Here is an 18,025-nt window from a genome sequence, read left to right as displayed (position 1 = left end):
CGATGATGAAGTTGAGATTGATGACGCTGGTCGCAGTTGGATCGCTTGCCCTGACGGCGTGTGGTGGCAAGGGCGACGACAAGCTCGGCGATCAAGCACGTCAGGCCGCTGATGACCGTGCCGAGGTCATGGACGCACAGGCCGCCAACATGAGTGGCCCGGGACGCGACGCGCTGAAGGCAAATGCTGACGCAACGCGGGAAGCCGGCGAAGCTCGCGAGGAGGCGATCGACGATGCCGATGTCAATGCCGACGCGATGAACAATGGCCAGAAGGCTGCGCTAATCAACGGAAACTAGATGCTGATGGCCTCATCACTTGTATTGGCACCTTTACGCCGATGATTGTCTTTGTCGTCGCTAACGATGCCAATCTCAATATTCAGACAGGAAAATCCGATGGCTGATCCGCACAACACCGACGGCGCGCCACCTCGTTCGATTCACATCGAAAAGAAGAAGGTCAACTGGTTGGCATGGGCCGCGCTGATCGCTGGTATCCTGGCGCTGTTATTCGCACTCAGCCGTTGCGGTGGTGATGATACCGCTGCTGTTGCACCGGTGCCGACATCGACACCGACCGATGTGGTCGCTGTCACTCCGAACGCCGCTTCTGCCACCGCATTGGCCGGCACGTCTGGTCTCGGTGGTTATCTTGCTGGCACCGAGGCGGCCCCGCGGACGTTCCAGTTCGAGAAGCTGACGTTCGATACAGCCAAAAGCACATTGCGCCCTGACGATGCACAGGAGGTCGGCAACATCGCAGCCGTTCTTAAGCAGTATGGCAACACCCGCGTCCGCATTGCCGGTTATGCCGACGCGCGCGGCCCGGCTGCTGCCAATATTGCCCTCGGCAAGGCGCGGGCCGACGCCGTCAAGGCCGGTCTCATCGCGCAGGGCATCGATGCGTCGCGCATCGAAACCGTCTCGGGTGGCGAAACCGACCCGGTCGACACCAACGCCACGACGTCCGGTCAGGCCGAGAACCGCCGTACCGAACTCGTCGTCACGTCACGCTGAATACCAATCGACCAGGAGAGAACATCATGACCCGTACCATCACCGCCTTGTTCGATGACCGCAATGACGCCGAAGCTGCACAGGAGCGTCTCAAGCAGTCGCGTGTCGATGCCGATCATATCCGCATCCATGACAAATCAAGCGACGGCTATAGCGAAACTAACCGTTCCACTCATGAGGACCGGGGTATCTGGGCATCGATCAAGAATGCATTCCTGCCCGATCAGGATCGCCATACTTACGAAGAAGGCGTGCGTCGTGGCGGCTATCTGCTGACTGCCGATGTCGATGATGACGCGGTGGCTGATGCGATCAGCGTCCTGGAAGAGGCGAACACTGTCGACATTGACGAGCGTTCGGAATCCTGGCGCTCGTCGGGTTGGGATTACGCACCCGGCGAGGCTGCTGCAGTAGCCGCGAGCTATGGTGCTGGCAGTTCAGGAGATCGCCGCGACGATACATTGGGCAACGACAGGGTGTCGAGCGGGACGACCTCGCCCTACAGCCGTCGCGATCTCGATCGTGGTTCGCCGCGCGTACGGTCTTACGGCAATGACGCGTATACCGACTATGACACCGATACCAACGGTCGCGACCAGGCCACCGGCAGTAAGGCAAAAGGTATGGCTAACGAAGCCATCGGCAACGTCAAGCAGGCTGCCGGCAGCGTGTTCGGTAACGAGAACTTGAAGCGCGACGGCACCGAGCAGGAGCGTCGTGGCGAAGCCGAGCAGGGCAAGGGACCTGATCGCTCCTACTAAATGCATAACGGGAGCGGTGGTACAGCCATCGCTCCCTTTTCATATTCGACTGAGCAGCAGGCCGGTACAGGCGCCCAAAACTGCCTACGGGCCGGCAATCAGCAGCGCCGCGACATGATCGACACTCATCAGTTCTGCTCGACATCCACATTATCAGCGCTGACTATGCAGCGCGCGATGGCGCCGCACGACGACCCATTTGCGGACGTTCATGGCCGATTGCGCGCTCCTCAACTTCAGACATTCATTCATCGAACCCTCGACCGCGCGATCGACGTGCTGCTCGAGGCATACGCGCGCTGGTGGACGGATTAGGGCAGGCATGACCTTCTCGTCCTCGCCTGCTGCGATCTCGTCTGCTCAGCCCTCGTGGTCATAGAGGCTGTGCAGTATGATCACGTTGCCCTCCCTCGCGACCATTCGGCGGACCGAGCCACTGAGAGGCCCGATATATGTCGATCATGGCTGATCGAACGGCACAGTCATGATTGATGCGCCTGGTAGGCCGTACTCGAGACAGCACACCTCAGCCTGAGAAGGCTCATTGGGATCAACACGGGGCAATTTCTAGATAGTTGCAACCATATCGGCCGCATGCCACGGGTTCAGAATAGAGGATGCCGTGCGTGGATTGCTCGATGTTGAGAGTTGCTGTCGGGCAGGTTGTACGGTGTTTCCTGGCGTTTGGGGCCGCGACCCTGGTCGGGTACCCAGCCGTCGCTTCACTACCGGCAAATACCTGCTTCGCGGTACGATCTATTGCTTCAGACGATCAACCGCCTTCCCTGCCCGATTGCAAGGGAAGCCCGTCTGGTTACCAGCAGGCGTCGTTGTGGCTTCGCCTACCGATCGGAAGCTCGACCAGTCAACCTACGCTTCTGCTCCATACGACCCGGTTTGATCGGCTGAAGGCGATCTTCGTGTTCGCGGACGGATCAAGCGAAACCCAGGAAATTCACCGCGGCGCCTTTGCCGCTCATTGGCGGGTTGGCGGCCAGCTTTCATTCCAGCCGCATGAGCGAAAGGTGCCACTGAGGACCGTCTGGCTGAAGATCGATCGGCTGCAAAGCTACGGGCTCCTGCGGGTTCGCATCGTACCGGTTGACATGGTGGCTCGCCAGTTCGAGCTGTGTGCCACCCTGATCGGTGCCGCACTGGCCTTGCTGGCCGTGACCGTCGTCTACAATTTCACCTTGGCGGGCGCCATCCGCCGCCGCCTGTTCCTGTGGCACGGATTATGGGCGAGCATGATGGTGTGTTGGGGGCTGATCTGGTCACAAGGCGCGCTGTTCCTTTTCCCGCAGATCGCCGGCACGTCAGCTGCCCAGATCAGCACGGTTCTCTCCTGTCTGGCGATCCTGTTCGCGAGCCTTAGCGCGCTCGACGTCCTGCAAAGGGTATTTCCACGCCGAATTCGGCTTGTGGTTTGCTGTGCCGCCATTGCTACCGTCCTGCTTGGTGGCTGCTCAGCCATACCCGGAGCGGATTTGGCGATCATCGGCACCGGCTTGGCGATCCTGACCCTGTCGATCCTTGCCATCATCGGATCAGGCCTCGTCATTGGCTACCGGCGGGGTGAGCCGGACGCACGTGATCTGCTCATCGCATGGATCTTCCCTATGCTGATGCTTGCGGCCACCCAGTTGCTCGACTTCAGCGAAAGCCTGTTTGGTGGCGGTGCCCAGATCGCGGTGCTGTTCGCATCGGCGTTCCAGGCAATCTGCCTGTCCGGATTGGCAACACATCGTCTGGGCGTATTGCGGACTGAAAGGGATGCCGCGATCGCGTCGGAGAACGCGCTGGCGGAACTAGCGGATCGCGATGCCCTGACCGGCCTTCTCAACCGGCGGGGGTTCGTACATCGGTGCGAGCAGGCATTTGGCCACCTCCATCAGGTCCCGTTCGGCTTGCTGCTGATCGACGTCGACCGCTTTAAGCGGATCAACGACCAGTTCGGGCATGAAGTCGGCGACGCCGTGCTTGTGGGGTTGAGCGCACGCTTGCGGGGGTTGGAGGACCGCTACAATTGTTTAGCCGGTCGTTTGGGCGGCGAGGAGTTCCTGGTCGGGATCAGCGGCCTGCCAGCACCAGCACTACCCCAGTTCGCGGATCAGGTCCGTGAAGCACTCCGCACCGACGATGACGGTATCTACCCGGCCATGACAGTCAGTATCGGCGTTGCTGATGGCACCGCCAGCGGACCGTTCGCCACGCTCTACAGCAAGGCCGACCGTGCACTGTACCAGGCCAAGACGAGCGGGCGAAATCGTGTCGTAATTGGTGAAAGCGACGTGATGGCTCATAAACCGGACCGGATGTCGGACTAGGCCGCCCGGTGCCGCTGTGACCAGGCAGCCGCTCTCTCGAAAAGGGGGATCGGCCGATGACCCGATATTCGGCCCCTCGCCCGACTGACGGGCCTCAAGCGCTTTATCGGCGACGAAGCATCTTCCTTGCCGCCCTAAAAACGGAGTCGATGACTGAGCGGTTGGTATCGGGCAGTATGCCTGTCATCGTGTCACTGACATCTTGCGACGCATGCATCGGGACATCGACGTTGACGACATCCTCCCGGGGCGAACTCAGGCCAGTCGCCCGATGTCGGGCAATGGCCACCACCTCCACGTTCGCCTGCTCTGCCCGGACGATACCTGCATCATCGATCTCAAACCCGTGCCGGCGAGTAACCCAGCTATAATCGCTCCGCCACGAACGACGTGATCTGTCGTGCCATTGCGCAAGGGCTGCATCGGCAGCTTCCCTTGCCTGATACCTTGACCAGTCGTTGACCTTCATCATGTGGCTGAGTGCCGCTTCTTCACGCCCCTCCACCATCGACTTGCCCCAATGGCGGACATGATGACACGGCGGGCAAAGTGCGATGACGCTTTTCAGCGTCTGCAGGCTCGTGACATCATCATACTCCCATGCCTCGTCGGCCTCGACGGGCCATTCCGGGCCTCGACCGCCGCAGACGATGCATCGCTTGCCGCTCTCTTCATAAGCCGCACGGCGTACCACGTCCCATTGCTCACGGGTGAGAAGTGCTCGCAGATTCCTCCCCCACAAGGTCTGCGGCACCATCCAGGGCCGAATGAATGGCGGAGACAGTTCCGGGCGAAACATCCGCGGTACGAAAGGCCGAAGGGCTGGATATGCCGACGTCGCCAGCACGTCGCGGTCACACTGCCAAACGCGTTCGCTGGCATGCCAACGTGCCCCGGCCTGGCGCGCTTCCTCCTTACGCGAAAACGGGACGCACAATGGGATCATCGTCATCAATGTGGCATACCTACTGCCACGCGTCACTGCATGCTGGTCTGTTAGACGACAGGCACAGCCAGCTTATGGCCAAATCTAAGCGGTTGACGGCATTTGGAGTGTCGCAGTCGTACGCTGACCGAAGCCTGACCCATTTCCGGTCATTCTCCGGTTATATTCGGCATCCCAATTTCGGTCATTCATTCATTTTGCGAAGTGAGAGTGATCCCGTGGGCACTTTCCTCGCTCAGCGCACGCCAGCCGTACTGGCGAGGATCAAAAATGGGGGACTCCCGCGCCCCCGCGCATGACCAACTCGATCGCCCATTGACGTTGTCGGTGCGACGGGGCTGATGGTCATGTGAGCATCGGTCCCATGTCCCTCATCCTCGGTTTGTTCGAGGCACAGATGCTGGTGCTGGCGGCTGCTATCATCGGGCGGGGCGGGATGGCGCGACGCTCTCTCGGAGCGTTGCTGATCGTCCTGTGCGGGGTGCTGACGCCGTTCACTATCGGCTATGCAGGTTTCTACGATCGATGGCCGTGGCTTTCGTTCGCGCCGTTCGCTGTTCCTCTGGCGATGGGGCCATTGCTCTACGCGCACCTGAACACCCTGATCTTCGATCGCCCGATACCCCATTGGCACGCCGCGTTGCCGGTGGCCCAGTTCGCTTATCAGGCTGTCGCTTTCTGCCTGCCGCTCGATCTGCGCGGCGCGTTCGACCGGCAGGTGCAACGCCCTTGGCTTGATCCGATCCTGGCGGCGCTGCTGCTCGCATCGATGATCGGATATGCTGCCGCTGGGCTCCGCGCCCTGCGCCGCCATCGAGGCTGGTTGCTGGCGCGCCGATCAGACCTTGCTGCGGCAAGGCGCGTGCGGGCCGTGCTGATCGCCTATGCCGCGATCGTGACGGTGCGGACGGGATACCTGATCGCTGATGCGTTGATCGCGCCGCTCTCTTACTTCGATATGTTCGGTTTCTACGTCGTGCTGGCTGTCGTCGGCAATTATCTGGCGATCGAGGGCTGGCGGCAGGCGGACGCCCGACCGCAGCCGATCGTGGAGCCGATCGAGCGCGACTGGCGGCCGATCGCGGCCGAGTGGACGGATCGGATCGAAGCGCATGGATGGTGGCGCGATCCGGACCTCGATCTTGCCGAGCTGGCCCGCAGGCTGGGGACCAACACCGCCTATCTATCCCGCGGCCTCAACGAGGGGCTGGGGCTGGGGTTCGCCGAAGCGATCAACGGGCTGCGCGTCGAGCATGTTGCCGCCCGCCTGCGGGACGGCACCGATGGCGATATCCTGACGCTTGCGATCGATGCCGGCTTCGGATCAAAGGCGACCTTCAACCGCGTCTTCAAGGAGCGGTTCGGCGTCACACCCTCGGCCTATCGTCGCGTCTCAACCGACAAAAATGACGCGGAACGCCCGGATTTGCAACGCACCACCTGACCGTTATCGGCATCGGCTCGGGGCACATCCGCTCGGAGCAAGACCATGATACATCTCGATCGCCGGCACCTTCTGACGCGAGCGTCGGGCTTGGTCGCAACCGCCTTTCTGTCCGCTCCAGCCAAGGCGAACGATACGCTGCTGTCACCTGCGGCGATGCGATCAGATATCGCCATCCTGTGCGACGCCTATGCCAGCCTGCATCCCGGCCTCTATCGCTATCTGACCCCGACGAAGTTCCAGCGCGAGCGGCAGCGCCTCAATCGCTTCGCTGCGACGCCCCACACGCTGGGAGACTTCTACCTGGCGCTGTCGGCTTTCACCGCAAGCATCCGGTGCGGTCACAGCTTTCCCAACCCCGCCAACCAGACACAGGCCGTCGCGTCGGCGCTGTTCGGCAAGCCCGATCGCTTACCGTTCGCCTTCGCATGGCTGGACCGGCGCATGATCGTCACCGCCGATCTCGGCAGCGGGCATCATCTGCCGATCGGAAGCGAGGTCATTGCGATCGACGGTGTCAGCGCACGCGACATGCTGGCGAAGATGCTCCCTTATGCCCGCACGGACGGCAGCAACGATGCGCGCAAGGTGGCCGACCTCGGCATACCCGGCGATGCCGATCAGCCGACATTCGACGTGCTACGGGCGCTGCTGTTCCCATCGTCAGCCCCCTCGGCCCGTGTCGTGGTGCGGATCGCTGGCCGAGCCGGGACGATCGCTTGCCCCTTGATGACGGCCGCAGCGCGGAGCGCGGCGTTGCGCCATCCCTCCAGGGATTCCCCCTATGGCTGGACGTTCGAGGTGCGTGGCCAGGTCGGCATCCTGACCATGCCGACCTGGGCGGTTTTCCATGAGAAATGGGATTGGCAGGGCTTCATCGACGCCAGTCTGGACACCGCGGTCGATCGCCAGCTTTCGGGCATCGTCATCGACGTGCGTGACAATGGGGGAGGGCTCGATTGCGGGGCGGCGATCATTGCCCGCCTGATCGAAGCGCCGCTACCTGCCGACAGCTATTCCCGCCATGTACGCTACCGCAAGATACCCGCTCGGCTGGCCCCCTACCTCAAAACCTGGGACCGCAGCTTCAAGGATTGGGGAGCGTCGGCAATCGGTCCTGACGCGGCCGGCTTTTACACTCTGATCCGTCCCGTCGACGCGTCCGACACCGATACTATCCAGCCCAGGGGTCGCCGGTTCGCTGGCAGGGTCGCCGTTCTCGTCGGCCCGAAGAACGCTTCGGCCACCTTCGGCTTCGCAGGCCTCATGCAGCGTCAGCGGCTGGGAACGCTGGTTGGCGAGCAGACCGGCGGCAACCGCCGTGGCATCAACGGCGGTGCCTTTTTCTTCGTCGGATTGCCGGCATCAGGCGTCGAGGTCGATCTGCCGCTGATCGCCTATTGGCCTGAGACACCGCAGCCGGATGCTGGAATCATGCCGGATTTGATCGTGCCAGTCCGAGTAGCCGATCTGAAAGCCGAGCGGGACATCGCGCTGGCGCAGGCATTCGCCATTGCTTCAGGATGATCCTACTCACACATATTGCATGCCCGTCCGAGGCTGTAACGACCCACAAACGGTCATTCAGGCACCCTTCCCCGCCTCCCAACTTCGGTCGCCCGTTCATGTCGGGAACGTAAGCGCTTTGAAACATTGATCCGGGGGGAAGCCGCATCGTCGGCGATGCCATCGTGCTCGGACTGCGGATGAAAGTTGGGCGATAGCTGGTCCGCACAGGCCGCCAAGGCAGCTTCTTCCAAGTATCAATACGATCCACGCTCACATCAAATGTCCGACGTGTCGATGGATGCAGCTACCAACGTGAGTCCCGCCTCTTCCGAAGCAACTGCGAAACCGCGATAGTCGCGTATCTCTGAATGGCCGGTCCCGATTGGATGTTGATGGGTGAAGGAGATGGCGAGCCCGGTAGCACCCGAAGCATCTGCGGCAGAGAGGCCTGCTACCGTATCCTCAAGAACGAGGCAGTGCGCGATCGGGGCGTTAAGCCGTTCCGCGCCAAGCAGGAAACATGCAGGGTCGGGCTTTCCTTGTTCCACGTCTTCCGAGGTCACGAAAACAGGAGGGATATCGATGCCGGCTCTGGCAAGGCGTGCCTCCGCAAGTGCGCGTGATGCCGAGGTCACAATGCCCCATCGGCCCGCTGGGATACTGTTCAGGAATTCAAGAGCACCAGGAATTGACTCCACCCCTTCCGTATCCTCGATCTCCCTGCTTGTTATCCATGCCGCCTCAGCAACAGGATCCTGTACGCCCAGGCGCCGCATCGTTTCCACGGTTCGAACGCCATGCATGATCGAGAGGACATAGGCCGGGTCAAAGCCATGCATCAGCGCCCAGCTTGTCCAGGCACGATTGGCAGAATCGATGCTGGTGATCAGCGTGCCATCCATATCGAACAGAAAGGCGGCAAAGTGACGGTCGCTGAAGGGAGCCGCAGGAACATCATTCATGGGAATGTTCACTATTCGAGGTCACCAATCGGAGAGCTACCATCGTAGCTCTCCGATCTTTCATATCAGGCCGCGGACCGGCTATAGAACCTGGCGACGGTGTTGCGATAGCTGGTATCAAATTCGGGTGCGTCGCTTGCCTTGAACCTGGGGGCGCTGGCGACCTGCTCCTTGGTGATATTCAGCACATAGCCATCCTTGCTGACGTCATAGTTCAGGTAGGACCATGGCAATGGAAAATATGAGTCGCCAAAGCCCAGCGTGCCGCCAAATGACATCACGACATAAGCGACCCGGCCAGAATATTTGTCGACCATGAAGCTCTCGATTTTGCCAAGGCGCTCACCATTTCGGCCGACCACTGGCGTGCCCTCAACCTTCGAAGAGGAGATGAGCCGCAGGTTCTCATCGGTTTGCAGTCGTAATTCGAAGTCATCTTGGGTTCGGAAGCTTCGGCGCGCCAGCAACACCGCTCCCGCCGTGGCGGTGAGGGCGGATACGCCGAGCCCGATCGCATTCCAGTTCAGTCCTGACGTTTTGCGGTCTGCTCCCTTACCCCCAAACGAACGCGACGAGCCATCCTGCTCCTCCTCAAACATGAGGGCATTGGCGGCGTTTGCCGACAAGCGAACCTTGTTACCTTCAATATCCGCAACCAGACCAACCGACAGGTAATGATGGTGCCCCTTGTGCGCTCCTTCACCGCTGTCACGCTTGGTGAGCTTGATACGGTTATCCTGAACGTGATCAACGGTGCCAACGTGAACGCCATCGGCACCGATGACCTCCATGTGTTCCTTGATGGCATTGATATCGGCCATAACGTGCTCCCGTGGTTGAACTGGCCGCACAACGGCTGGTTGACGTAATGTATGCACTCACAGCGAAGAGAGGCTGGGACTGCCGTCGTCATGACGAGGTCGTCAGGCTTGGGTGTTGATGAAGCCGCTGGCTATCGACATCACGACGGTGGACGCCGTGTGCATGGCAATCAAAGCGCGGATCAGCTAGGCGCCAGGCTGTGGCATAGCGATGGATGCGACCCGTACAGCCATTAACGTCAAAGGTAAAAGCGGTGGCTGATCCGCCCCCAGCCGCGTTATCCGATCAGCCACCGCATCGACAGGAGAGCTGACATACCCGACGTAGTTTTGGAGCGGCTTGCCTGGGAAGACCCGGTCATCGATACCCTCATGTTGCCGAGCGGGACCATGACCCTGCGGTACGGCTTTGGCTCAGGCCTCACGACGCGGGCAGGCGATGCCCCGGGGCACGTCTGGGCAATTGGCGACCGCGGACCGAACATCAAGGTGCGGGACCTGATCAGCCAGTACGGGCTAAACCAGCTGACACCGCTACTCAGTGTGTCCGGGGCGAAAATCATGCCCCGCCCCGATATCGGACCGACGCTCGCCGAATTGCGCGTGGAGGGCAACGTGGTGACGCTGGTGCGCATGGTTCCCCTCACCACCGCCAGCGGGCACCCGGTGTCGGGGCTGGCCAATCCAGGTAGCGAAGACCTGATGAGCGAGCCGGTGTTCGATCTGGCCGGCGCGCCCATCGCAGCCGACCCGGACGGACTGGACACCGAAGGGCTGGTCGCCCTGTCGGACGGCGGCTTCTGGGTCGGCGACGAGTTCGGGCCGTCGCTGGTTCGGCTCGATGCCGACGGAATGGTGATCAGGCGGCTGCTCCCGCGAACCCCGGGCACGTCATTGCCGGCCGATGTCCCGGCCGACCTGCTGCCGATCGCGGCGAAGCGGCAGCTTAATCGCGGCTTCGAGGCACTGACGATATCGGCGGACGAACGCTGGCTGTTCCTCGCCTTCCAAAGCCCGCTCGCGCATCCCGACGAGGAGGCGCATGAGCAGGCCCGTCACGTCCGCCTGTGGCGCATGGACGCCGATACGGGGCGGGTCGCGGCACAATATGCCTATCCGCTCGACCCACCTGGCAGCTTCGCCCGCGACTGCGCGCTGGGCACGTTCGAGCGCCGCGACATCAAGGTCAGCGAGCTGCTGTGGGTCGGCCCCGATACGCTGCTGGTGCTGGAACGGGGATCGGCGACTACCAAGATCTATAGGTGTGCGCTGGCGCCCGAGGCGGTGCTGGCGGACGGGCATCTGGACGCGGCATCGCGCCCGACGCTGGAGGAGCTAAGCGCTGCTGACGAACCCGTATTCCCGGTGCTCGCCAAGACGCTGGTGTTCACCAGCGACGACTTCCCCGAACTGGGCGCGGATATGGAGGGCATGGCACTGCTTTCCTCCACCGAACTGCTGCTCGTCAGCGACAACGACTTCGGCGTAACGGGTGCGGCGACGCAATTCTGGCGGATACGTCTGCCAACACCCCTTAGCGCTAAAGCCTGACGCGTCGCTCGCGGAACCGCAGCGCGTCTGGCTGGTGGGCATCCCGATTGCTTAGCGAAAGGATGCCATCGCCGTTCAGGCCCAGGGCGCCCGTCATCATGGCTGGGGCAATCGGTCCGCGCTCGAACTGCGCATGGCCGAGCATAAGGTAGCGATCGGGCAACGTGCCCCCAGCCTACATGTTCTCACCACCATGCCGATCGATCCAGACCATACCGCCACCATTGTCACCAGCCGAGCCATCCGGGCCGGCCACGAAGAGGATTTCGAACATTGGGTGGAGGAACTGAACCGGCTTGCCCGCAGCGCACCGGGGTATCAGGCAGCGATCCGGCTCGGTCAGACTGCAGGCTTCCAGCATCTGCTCTTCCGCTTCGACAATCGGGCCGCGGCCGAGGCATGGCTTGAGGACGGGCAGGTGCGCGCGCACGTCGCCATTGCCGACGGCTTTTCCACGGCGCTGCGCCAGATCGACACCGGCGATGGCGTCACCTTCGAACTGCCCAGCGACGCGAGCGCGAGCAAATGGAAACGGTTCGTGACGACCTGGCTGACGGTATTCCCGGTCCTGCTCGTTATCAGCCTGGTGGTCCGGACGGCGCTGAAGGATGCCCCGCTGCCGCTGCAACTCCTGCCCTCGTCGCTGCTACTCACTGCTACACTGCAGTGGATCATCTTACCGCGCCTGCAGCGATATACCCGCTTCTGGCTGTTGCAGGACAGCTCTGGCCGATTGCAAACATGAGGATTTCAGGCATTGTAACCGACCCACAACCGGCCGTTCGGTGCCACCTGAACCTTCTCTAAAACCAGCCGCTCGTTCATCTGCGCGCATTACCGCTCTTCTACCCTTCACGGTCCCGCTTCCTTAGGTAATAACCACGCCGAACGGGGGAATCGGAATGACGCTTGACGACCTTGACGCGAAGTTCCGCGAGGCAAGCTGGCTGATTGCCAAACGCAGCACGGTGGCAGCAGGGCAGGCCTTGATCTTCAGCGTCGGCAGCTTGGACGATGCGGCTGAGGAGGTGGCGGCGATCTATGCGCTGAGTGGAGAGGAAAAAGCTCGGGTCCAGCCCACCCACGCGCACGCCGCGCTGGAAAGCGTTCAGACAGCCGCAAGCAGCCTTTTCGGCGAAACGCTCGGCATGAGCGCAGGCCAGGCCGCGTCGGCAGCGAAGAAGGCGGTCGCAAGCGGCAAGAAGCTTACGTTTCTCAAGACGCTGATGCAGGCTGGTCCCAAGGCAGCGAACTTGGCTGTTAGCGGCGGTAAAGCGGCCGGTAACGCGGCTGGCAAGAGCACCCCCTGGGGCTGGATCGCCACCGCAGCGTATGCCGTTGGTACGGGGTCTTGGTATGCCTACAATCTCCACGCCTTTAATATTGCTGCCTACGATCTAGTGCGGCTCCGCGAGCGCATAGAGCTGCCCCCAGAGCGGTCGGACGAACACGGTCTCCTTTCCGCCGAGACGTTCGCGCCGGTCCTCTCATCTCTATCTACCAGTGCGAGCGCAGTTGGGAGGCAGGCTAGCGCAGCCTGGGATGGCGCGCTCGACGCGGGCGGTCACGTCGCCAGCGCGACGAGCGGATTCTTCGGTCGGCTTTCCGCAAGATTGAGAAAGAGCCCGGCAACAGCTCTTGATGACGAAGCGGAAAAGAAGTTTAGCTGCTCAAGCCCACCCCTCTCACACTCTGGAAGCGTATAGCCTCACCGTAGCATGCAGTAGGTCCTGCAACGTGACGACTTCCATTTTGGAATAACAGCATTCGTATCAACGTTTTGCACCGTGCAGCTTTCCGATCTGAAGCACTTTGAGACCAAAAATTCGTTGGGATCAGACTTGCAGACCCACAAGCGGGCATTTGGCGCGCCCCTTCCGCCTTTCAGCTTCGGACGTTTGTTGAGCCAGGTGCGGAGTTGTAGCCTCGTCGTGAGACGAAAATGGTGATATTGGGTGGTTTGCCGCCGTCAAATTCCTATAGATCGGCCTTTAAGATTATGAGATAATTCCCAGCGGAGGTATCTATTATGCGGAACTGAGTCCCCCAGCCCCTTGGGAGTCCCGTCGATTTACTCACAGGCGGAAAAAACTCTAGGTAGCAGGAAGTAATTAGGTGGGTGACCGCACTGGCGCGAGCGAAATTTCTAGTCTACAACTCTTTCTACGAAGGGTAACCGGTGATTCCGCTAAAATGGACCAAAGCCGATCTTCGATATGCCAAGATCACCGGCGCGAAAGTTTTTGCAAGCGATTATCGCTCCGGCGACCTCGGTTGGGGTGATACCTGTGCGCATGCGTTCATCATCCGCGCTACCTTCGTCACGAAGCGCTTCACTGGGATCGACCTGACCAGGATCAGCGCCGAAAACCAACCTTATCGGATCGTGACCGCTCACGATATTCTCCAGGCGGGCTATGATCTCGCGATCGGATTGATGTCGCCGCCCAGGGGCGCGACCTGGAAGGTCACCGGCCAATTCTGCCGCGTTGGCGAGATTCCCGAATTTTTAAGCCAACCGCTCGCGATCCTCATCTATGACGATTTTCTGACCTTCCAGAGAGCGGCGCAGGAGCTGCGCGAGGAGCGCGGCATCGTCCGCTATGCAGATGTCCCGCCGGATGCGCTACTCCCCGAGAAGCCGCTTGATCAGATGCTGGCCGAATGGCGCGGCCTGGTCGTCGACGCGTCGTTGGCCAAGCAGCATATCCTCTGGTCGGCAGCGCCCTATCGGCCGTCGAGCCAATTTGGCAACGGATCTCTGAGCTATGCGGGCGGCCAATGGAGCCGCGCGGACCCCGCCTATCCCGCCGAGGAAAGCGCGGCGGCAGGCGCAATCTATGCGGAGCTCACGCAGCTGAAAGCCGATGCGCTGACCGTCGAGACGACCACCACGACCCAACAGGTTGATCCAGCGTTCCTCGAACCCGAATGCGGCCTTGGCCGGCTCGAGGACGGCGTAATGACCTTGCTGACGGGCACCCAGTCGGCCACCGGCGAGCGCCGGGCGCTCGCTGCAATCACCAAGGACCCGAGCGGTGCGCCGATCCGCGGCATCGAGATCATGGGCGCGGATCTCGGTGGCGGCTTTGGCGGCCGCGACATGTCGCCGCATATTTTCCAGCTGGCCTTCGCCGCGCTCTTCGCTGGCAAGCCGGTCCGCCTGGCCTATGACCGGTTCGAGCAGTTCCAGGCGGGGCTCAAGCGCCACGGCTCGGCGGTCCACAGCCTGATATCGGTGACTGCTGACGGCCATCTAGATCGCGCATTGGTGCATTTCGTGTTCGAAGGCGGCGCCGAGATCAATCTGAGCAATCCCGTCATGCAGCTCGGCGCGTTGCATGCGACGAGCTTCTACAAATTCCGGCAGGCGAGCGTGAACGGCGTGGTGACGCGTCGCGCAGTGCCCGTGGTCGGATCCATGCGCGGCTTCGGCATCCCGCAGGTCAACTTCAACATCGAGACCGCGGTCGACAAGCTCGCGGTGCTGCGCCTGAAAAGCGATCCGGTCGGATTTCGCCGTGACCAGGTCCTGCGTCACGATCCCGATCCGGTCAAGGCGGACTGCGACATCGCCGGCACGCCACTCCGCTTCCATGTCGCCAATGCGGAGGTGTGCGAACGCGCCCTCGCCCATCCGCTGTGGCGCGACCGCGCGGCGGCGCGCCAAGCGGCCGCCCGGCGCGGGATCTATCGCGGGGTCGGCTTCGCCGGCTGCATGCAGGCCTATGGCACCTCAGGTGACCCCCAGTTCGCTGCCGTCCAGCTTGAGCGCGACGGATCGGTGACGATCTGGAGCGAAACCGTCGACATGGGCCAGGGCGCGCGCCAAACGCTGGCGGCGGTGGCGAAAGGCTTGTTCCATAGCGCTGCGCAGGTCAGATTGGGCACCGCCGAGCCCTTCGCTGTCTTTTCCGCGCAGATGCTCGACCATGCTAGGGTCAATGCACTGCCGGTCCCCGACAATTGGGGCAGCCGATCGTCGGCGAGCGCCTCCAAGACGGCCTTCTTTCATGTTCATGTACTGCGCGAGGCGGCGGCGGCATTGCTGCGCTTCCGCATGCTCCCGGCTCTGCGCGATCTTGTCGGGTCGGTGCAGGATGATGCGGCGCTGATCGCCTGCTGGACCGAGCGGGGTTTCGGCGTCGAGGGCCGGGTCGTCACCCTGGCGGAGATCGCCCGGGCGATCGACGATGCCGGAAAGGAGCGCCTCGCGATCGCGCACGGCTTCTTCGCCAATGGCTGGTCCCGGGCGCGCTTCGTCGAGGGCACGGTCGAGCATCGCTGTTTCGCCGATGCGATCGGCTTCGCCCGGAACGACGGCAGCCCCCCGACCCTGATCGCACCGCTCGACATGGTCTTCGCCGAGCAGAAGGGGCCGGGCAAGGCGCGGATATCGCGATCGGGCTATGCGGCCGGGGGGCATCTGATCGCGGTCGAGATCGATCGGCAGGCTGGCACGATCCTCGTCACCGATGCCGTCGCCATCGTCGATGCGGGTGAGCCGATCATCGCCGCGATCTTCGACGGCCAGGTCGAGGGCGGTCTCCAGATGGGCATCGCGCATGCACTGTTCGAGGAATTGCCGCGCGAATCCGCGCTTGATCGCTATGTTAATTTCGACCGCTACATCATGCCGCGCGCATCCGATGTCGGTGCGATCGGCCTTGAGCAGATAAACGTCCCGCTGCCCCCGGATGGCGCCCTCAATGCCCAGGACGCCTATATCCGCCACAAGGGCGCCGGTGAGATCACGATGACGACGGTCGCCGCCGCGATCGCCAACGCGATCGCGCATGCGCTCGGCCATCATGGCGAGACCGCTTGGCCGAGCCGATTGCCGATCCGCATTGCCAACCTCCATTTCGTAGGGGCACCCGGTGCTTAGAAAGACCTCCGACATCAGCTTCACCGTCAACGGCGCCGTCATCGCGGTCGAGGACGCGCCTGACGACATGCATCTCGGCCATTATCTACGCGAGGTGCTCGGGCAGACCGGCACGCGCATCGGCTGCAGCGTCGGGGAATGCCGGGCCTGCACGGTGATGGTGCGGCACGCGCCCAGCGAGCCGCCGGTCGCCAAGCAGGCCTGCATGATCGCGATGCGCCATGTGAACGGCTGGGACGTGACCACGATCGAGGGGATCGCTTCCGAGGCCGGCCTCCACCCCGTCCAGCAGGCGATCCTCGACGAGGACGCGATGCAATGCGGCTATTGCGTCGCGGGCTTCGTCGTAGCGGGCGTCGTCGCCTATGAGCAGATGGACGCAATCCCCGACCAGAATCCCGATACGGTCATCGAGGCGGTGGCCGGCCATAATCTCTGCCGCTGCACCGGCTATGGCCGCTATCGCCGCGCGATCCGGCGCGCCATCGACGAGCGGCTCGCATCGGCCGCGACAGCCAAGATGGCGGGCTTTGTCGCAGACGCGCCGGCCCTGGCTGATGAAGGCGCCGCGATCGGTCCGTCGCGCGGTGCCGGGGCGCTGACGTTCGTTGGACGCGACTTCAGTCTCGACATGCTGGAGATGCCGGTCGCCGAGAGCCTGATCGCGGGGGCGGTCGAGACCCCGGGCTATGTGCCGTTGTTCGCCAACCCGCTGGTTGAGCTCATCCGCCTGATGCGCAGTGCCGCCGAGATCGAGCATTCGCTGCTCGTCCAATATCTGTTCGCCGCCTTCTCGGTGAAATGTCCGCGCTATCTGTCGCTCGCGGGATGGGCGAGCCATCGTTATGGCGGCCGCCCGCTGCATATGCTCGGCGTCGCGATCGAGGAGATGACGCATCTCGACATCGTCAACGGGCTGCTCGTCGCGCTGGGCGCAGGACCACATCTCGGGCGGCAGCAATTTCCGTATGAGCAGGATATTTATCCCTTCGCCTTCGCGCTCGAGCCGCTCAGCCGCGAGAGCCTTGCGAAATATGTCTATGTCGAGGCACCGGCGGACCGGATCGCGCCGCAGCAGGCCGATCCGGCCAACCAGGCTTTTGTCGACGAACTCTACCGCACGCTCGGCCCCGCCCGCCATAATCAGGTCGGCTCGCTCTATCGTAAGATCGCCGCGGTGCTCGAGGAGGTGCGGCAGCGGCAACCCGATCTCATCGATTATGGGCTCTGGGCGAAGCGGCTCGAGGCGGTCATGGTCGAGGGCGAGGATGAGCATTTCGAGCTGTTCCGGTCGATCTTTCTCGGGACCCACGCCGCGCTCGACGGCCCCCAGGTCTGGGATCCCGCCAGCCCCGACCATCCAAGCCATGCGCTGGTGGTGGTCTCGGGCCTTCCCCCCGCCGGCGAGGCGATCGGCGACGCGCTGATGCCGGCGCTGCGGCACATCGCCAATCTCCACTATTGGGCGGTCTGCATGCTCCTTGACCAGTCCTATCGGCGGCGCGGCCGCTACCATAATGCGGCGCGCCGGCACATGACCGGCCCGTTGCGCAGTGTCGCGACCGCGCTCGCGGATCTCGGCCAGGGTTGCCCGTTTGACAGCCTGCCCCAAGGCTATGCGCCCGGGATCGACGACGCCCAAAATCTCGCGCTGACCTTGACGATGGTGCGCGAGATCACCCAGGCGGAGGCGCGCTTCGCGCCCTTCCTGCCGGTCGATTATGCGCGCCGCTGCGCGCTGGAGACCGCGGAGGAGCTGCTGGTCACGCTGTGATACGTGCGGTGGCTGCTCAGCGG

Annotated in this window: 15 protein-coding genes and 2 pseudogenes; 12 read left to right on the top strand and 5 right to left on the bottom strand. The window is 62.5% G+C overall.

The features are described 5' to 3' along the window. Positions 1–2: 2 nt before the first annotated feature. The 5 genes from IFT82_RS08675 (at position 3) to IFT82_RS08655 (ending at position 4,107) form a co-directional block, all read left to right on the top strand. Positions 3–299, top strand: a complete 297-nt coding sequence (locus IFT82_RS08675) for a hypothetical protein (protein WP_244646611.1) — start codon at positions 3–5, stop codon at positions 297–299. Between the two features lie 99 nt (positions 300–398). Then, positions 399–1,019 (top strand): OmpA family protein, encoded by a 621-nt coding sequence (locus IFT82_RS08670; RefSeq protein ID WP_192125907.1) that lies wholly within the window; start codon positions 399–401, stop codon positions 1,017–1,019. Between the two features lie 26 nt (positions 1,020–1,045). Next, on the top strand, positions 1,046–1,780 hold the full coding sequence (locus IFT82_RS08665; RefSeq protein WP_192126062.1) for a CsbD family protein: 735 nt from the start codon (positions 1,046–1,048) through the stop codon (positions 1,778–1,780). Between the two features lie 114 nt (positions 1,781–1,894). Further along, complete coding sequence (locus IFT82_RS08660; protein WP_192125906.1) at positions 1,895–2,095, top strand: hypothetical protein; 201 nt, start codon at positions 1,895–1,897, stop codon at positions 2,093–2,095. A gap of 605 nt (positions 2,096–2,700) precedes the next feature. Continuing rightward, positions 2,701–4,107, top strand: a complete 1,407-nt coding sequence (locus IFT82_RS08655) for a diguanylate cyclase (protein ID WP_192125905.1) — start codon at positions 2,701–2,703, stop codon at positions 4,105–4,107. 103 nt (positions 4,108–4,210) lie between these two features. On the opposite strand, the gene IFT82_RS08650 is transcribed toward IFT82_RS08655, so the two are convergent. Both IFT82_RS08650 and IFT82_RS21445 read right to left on the bottom strand, forming a co-directional pair. Beyond that, on the bottom strand, positions 4,211–4,864 hold the full coding sequence (locus IFT82_RS08650) for a hypothetical protein (RefSeq protein WP_207105761.1): 654 nt from the start codon (positions 4,862–4,864) through the stop codon (positions 4,211–4,213). 114 nt (positions 4,865–4,978) lie between these two features. Beyond that, positions 4,979–5,053 (bottom strand): annotated as a pseudogene (locus tag IFT82_RS21445) (DUF5710 domain-containing protein); the annotation flags it as partial. 364 nt (positions 5,054–5,417) lie between these two features. On the opposite strand from IFT82_RS21445, the gene IFT82_RS08645 reads away from it, so the two are divergent. Further along, positions 5,418–6,497 carry an AraC family transcriptional regulator gene (locus tag IFT82_RS08645; protein ID WP_192125903.1) on the top strand — a complete coding sequence of 360 codons (1,080 nt, stop codon included), beginning with the start codon at positions 5,418–5,420 and terminating at the stop codon, positions 6,495–6,497. A gap of 90 nt (positions 6,498–6,587) precedes the next feature. Then, the gene (locus tag IFT82_RS08640; RefSeq protein WP_207105760.1) at positions 6,588–8,024 is read left to right on the top strand and encodes a S41 family peptidase; all 1,437 of its coding nucleotides are present in this window, start codon (positions 6,588–6,590) and stop codon (positions 8,022–8,024) included. A gap of 257 nt (positions 8,025–8,281) precedes the next feature. Here the strand turns inward: IFT82_RS08640 and IFT82_RS08635 are convergent, their stop codons facing one another. The 3 genes and pseudogenes from IFT82_RS08635 to IFT82_RS08625 all read right to left on the bottom strand — a co-directional run. Then, positions 8,282–8,968, bottom strand: a complete 687-nt coding sequence (locus IFT82_RS08635; protein ID WP_192125901.1) for an HAD-IA family hydrolase — start codon at positions 8,966–8,968, stop codon at positions 8,282–8,284. A gap of 65 nt (positions 8,969–9,033) precedes the next feature. Beyond that, complete coding sequence (locus tag IFT82_RS08630; protein ID WP_192126050.1) at positions 9,034–9,567, bottom strand: PRC-barrel domain-containing protein; 534 nt, start codon at positions 9,565–9,567, stop codon at positions 9,034–9,036. Next, a pseudogene (locus IFT82_RS08625) lies at positions 9,550–9,789 on the bottom strand (DUF2171 domain-containing protein); the annotation flags it as partial. The pseudogene IFT82_RS08625 and the gene IFT82_RS08630, both read right to left, overlap by 18 nt. A 330-nt stretch (positions 9,790–10,119) precedes the next feature. Here IFT82_RS08625 and IFT82_RS08620 point away from each other — a divergent pair. The 5 genes from IFT82_RS08620 (at position 10,120) to IFT82_RS08600 (ending at position 18,002) form a co-directional block, all read left to right on the top strand. Further along, positions 10,120–11,340, top strand: coding sequence for an esterase-like activity of phytase family protein (locus IFT82_RS08620; RefSeq protein ID WP_192125900.1), 1,221 nt, complete (start codon positions 10,120–10,122; stop codon positions 11,338–11,340). A gap of 133 nt (positions 11,341–11,473) precedes the next feature. Then, positions 11,474–12,085, top strand: coding sequence for a hypothetical protein (locus IFT82_RS08615; RefSeq protein WP_192125899.1), 612 nt, complete (start codon positions 11,474–11,476; stop codon positions 12,083–12,085). Positions 12,086–12,242: 157 nt separating this feature from the next. Beyond that, entirely contained in the window at positions 12,243–13,046 is an 804-nt protein-coding gene (locus IFT82_RS08610; RefSeq protein WP_192125898.1) for a hypothetical protein, read from the top strand. A gap of 473 nt (positions 13,047–13,519) precedes the next feature. After that, positions 13,520–16,228: a molybdopterin cofactor-binding domain-containing protein gene (locus IFT82_RS08605; protein ID WP_192125897.1), complete on the top strand. Its 2,709-nt coding sequence runs from the start codon at positions 13,520–13,522 to the stop codon at positions 16,226–16,228. Further along, positions 16,221–18,002, top strand: coding sequence for a ferritin-like domain-containing protein (locus IFT82_RS08600; RefSeq protein ID WP_192125896.1), 1,782 nt, complete (start codon positions 16,221–16,223; stop codon positions 18,000–18,002). Before IFT82_RS08605 ends, IFT82_RS08600 begins: the two co-directional genes overlap by 8 nt. The last annotated feature ends 23 nt before the right edge of the window (positions 18,003–18,025 follow it).

The organism is Sphingomonas sp. CFBP 8760 (assembly GCF_014841615.1).
Classification (GTDB): domain Bacteria; phylum Pseudomonadota; class Alphaproteobacteria; order Sphingomonadales; family Sphingomonadaceae; genus Sphingomonas.
The sequence above is the reverse complement of the archived record's forward strand: the minus strand, read 5'-3'. Positions and strand labels throughout refer to the sequence as shown.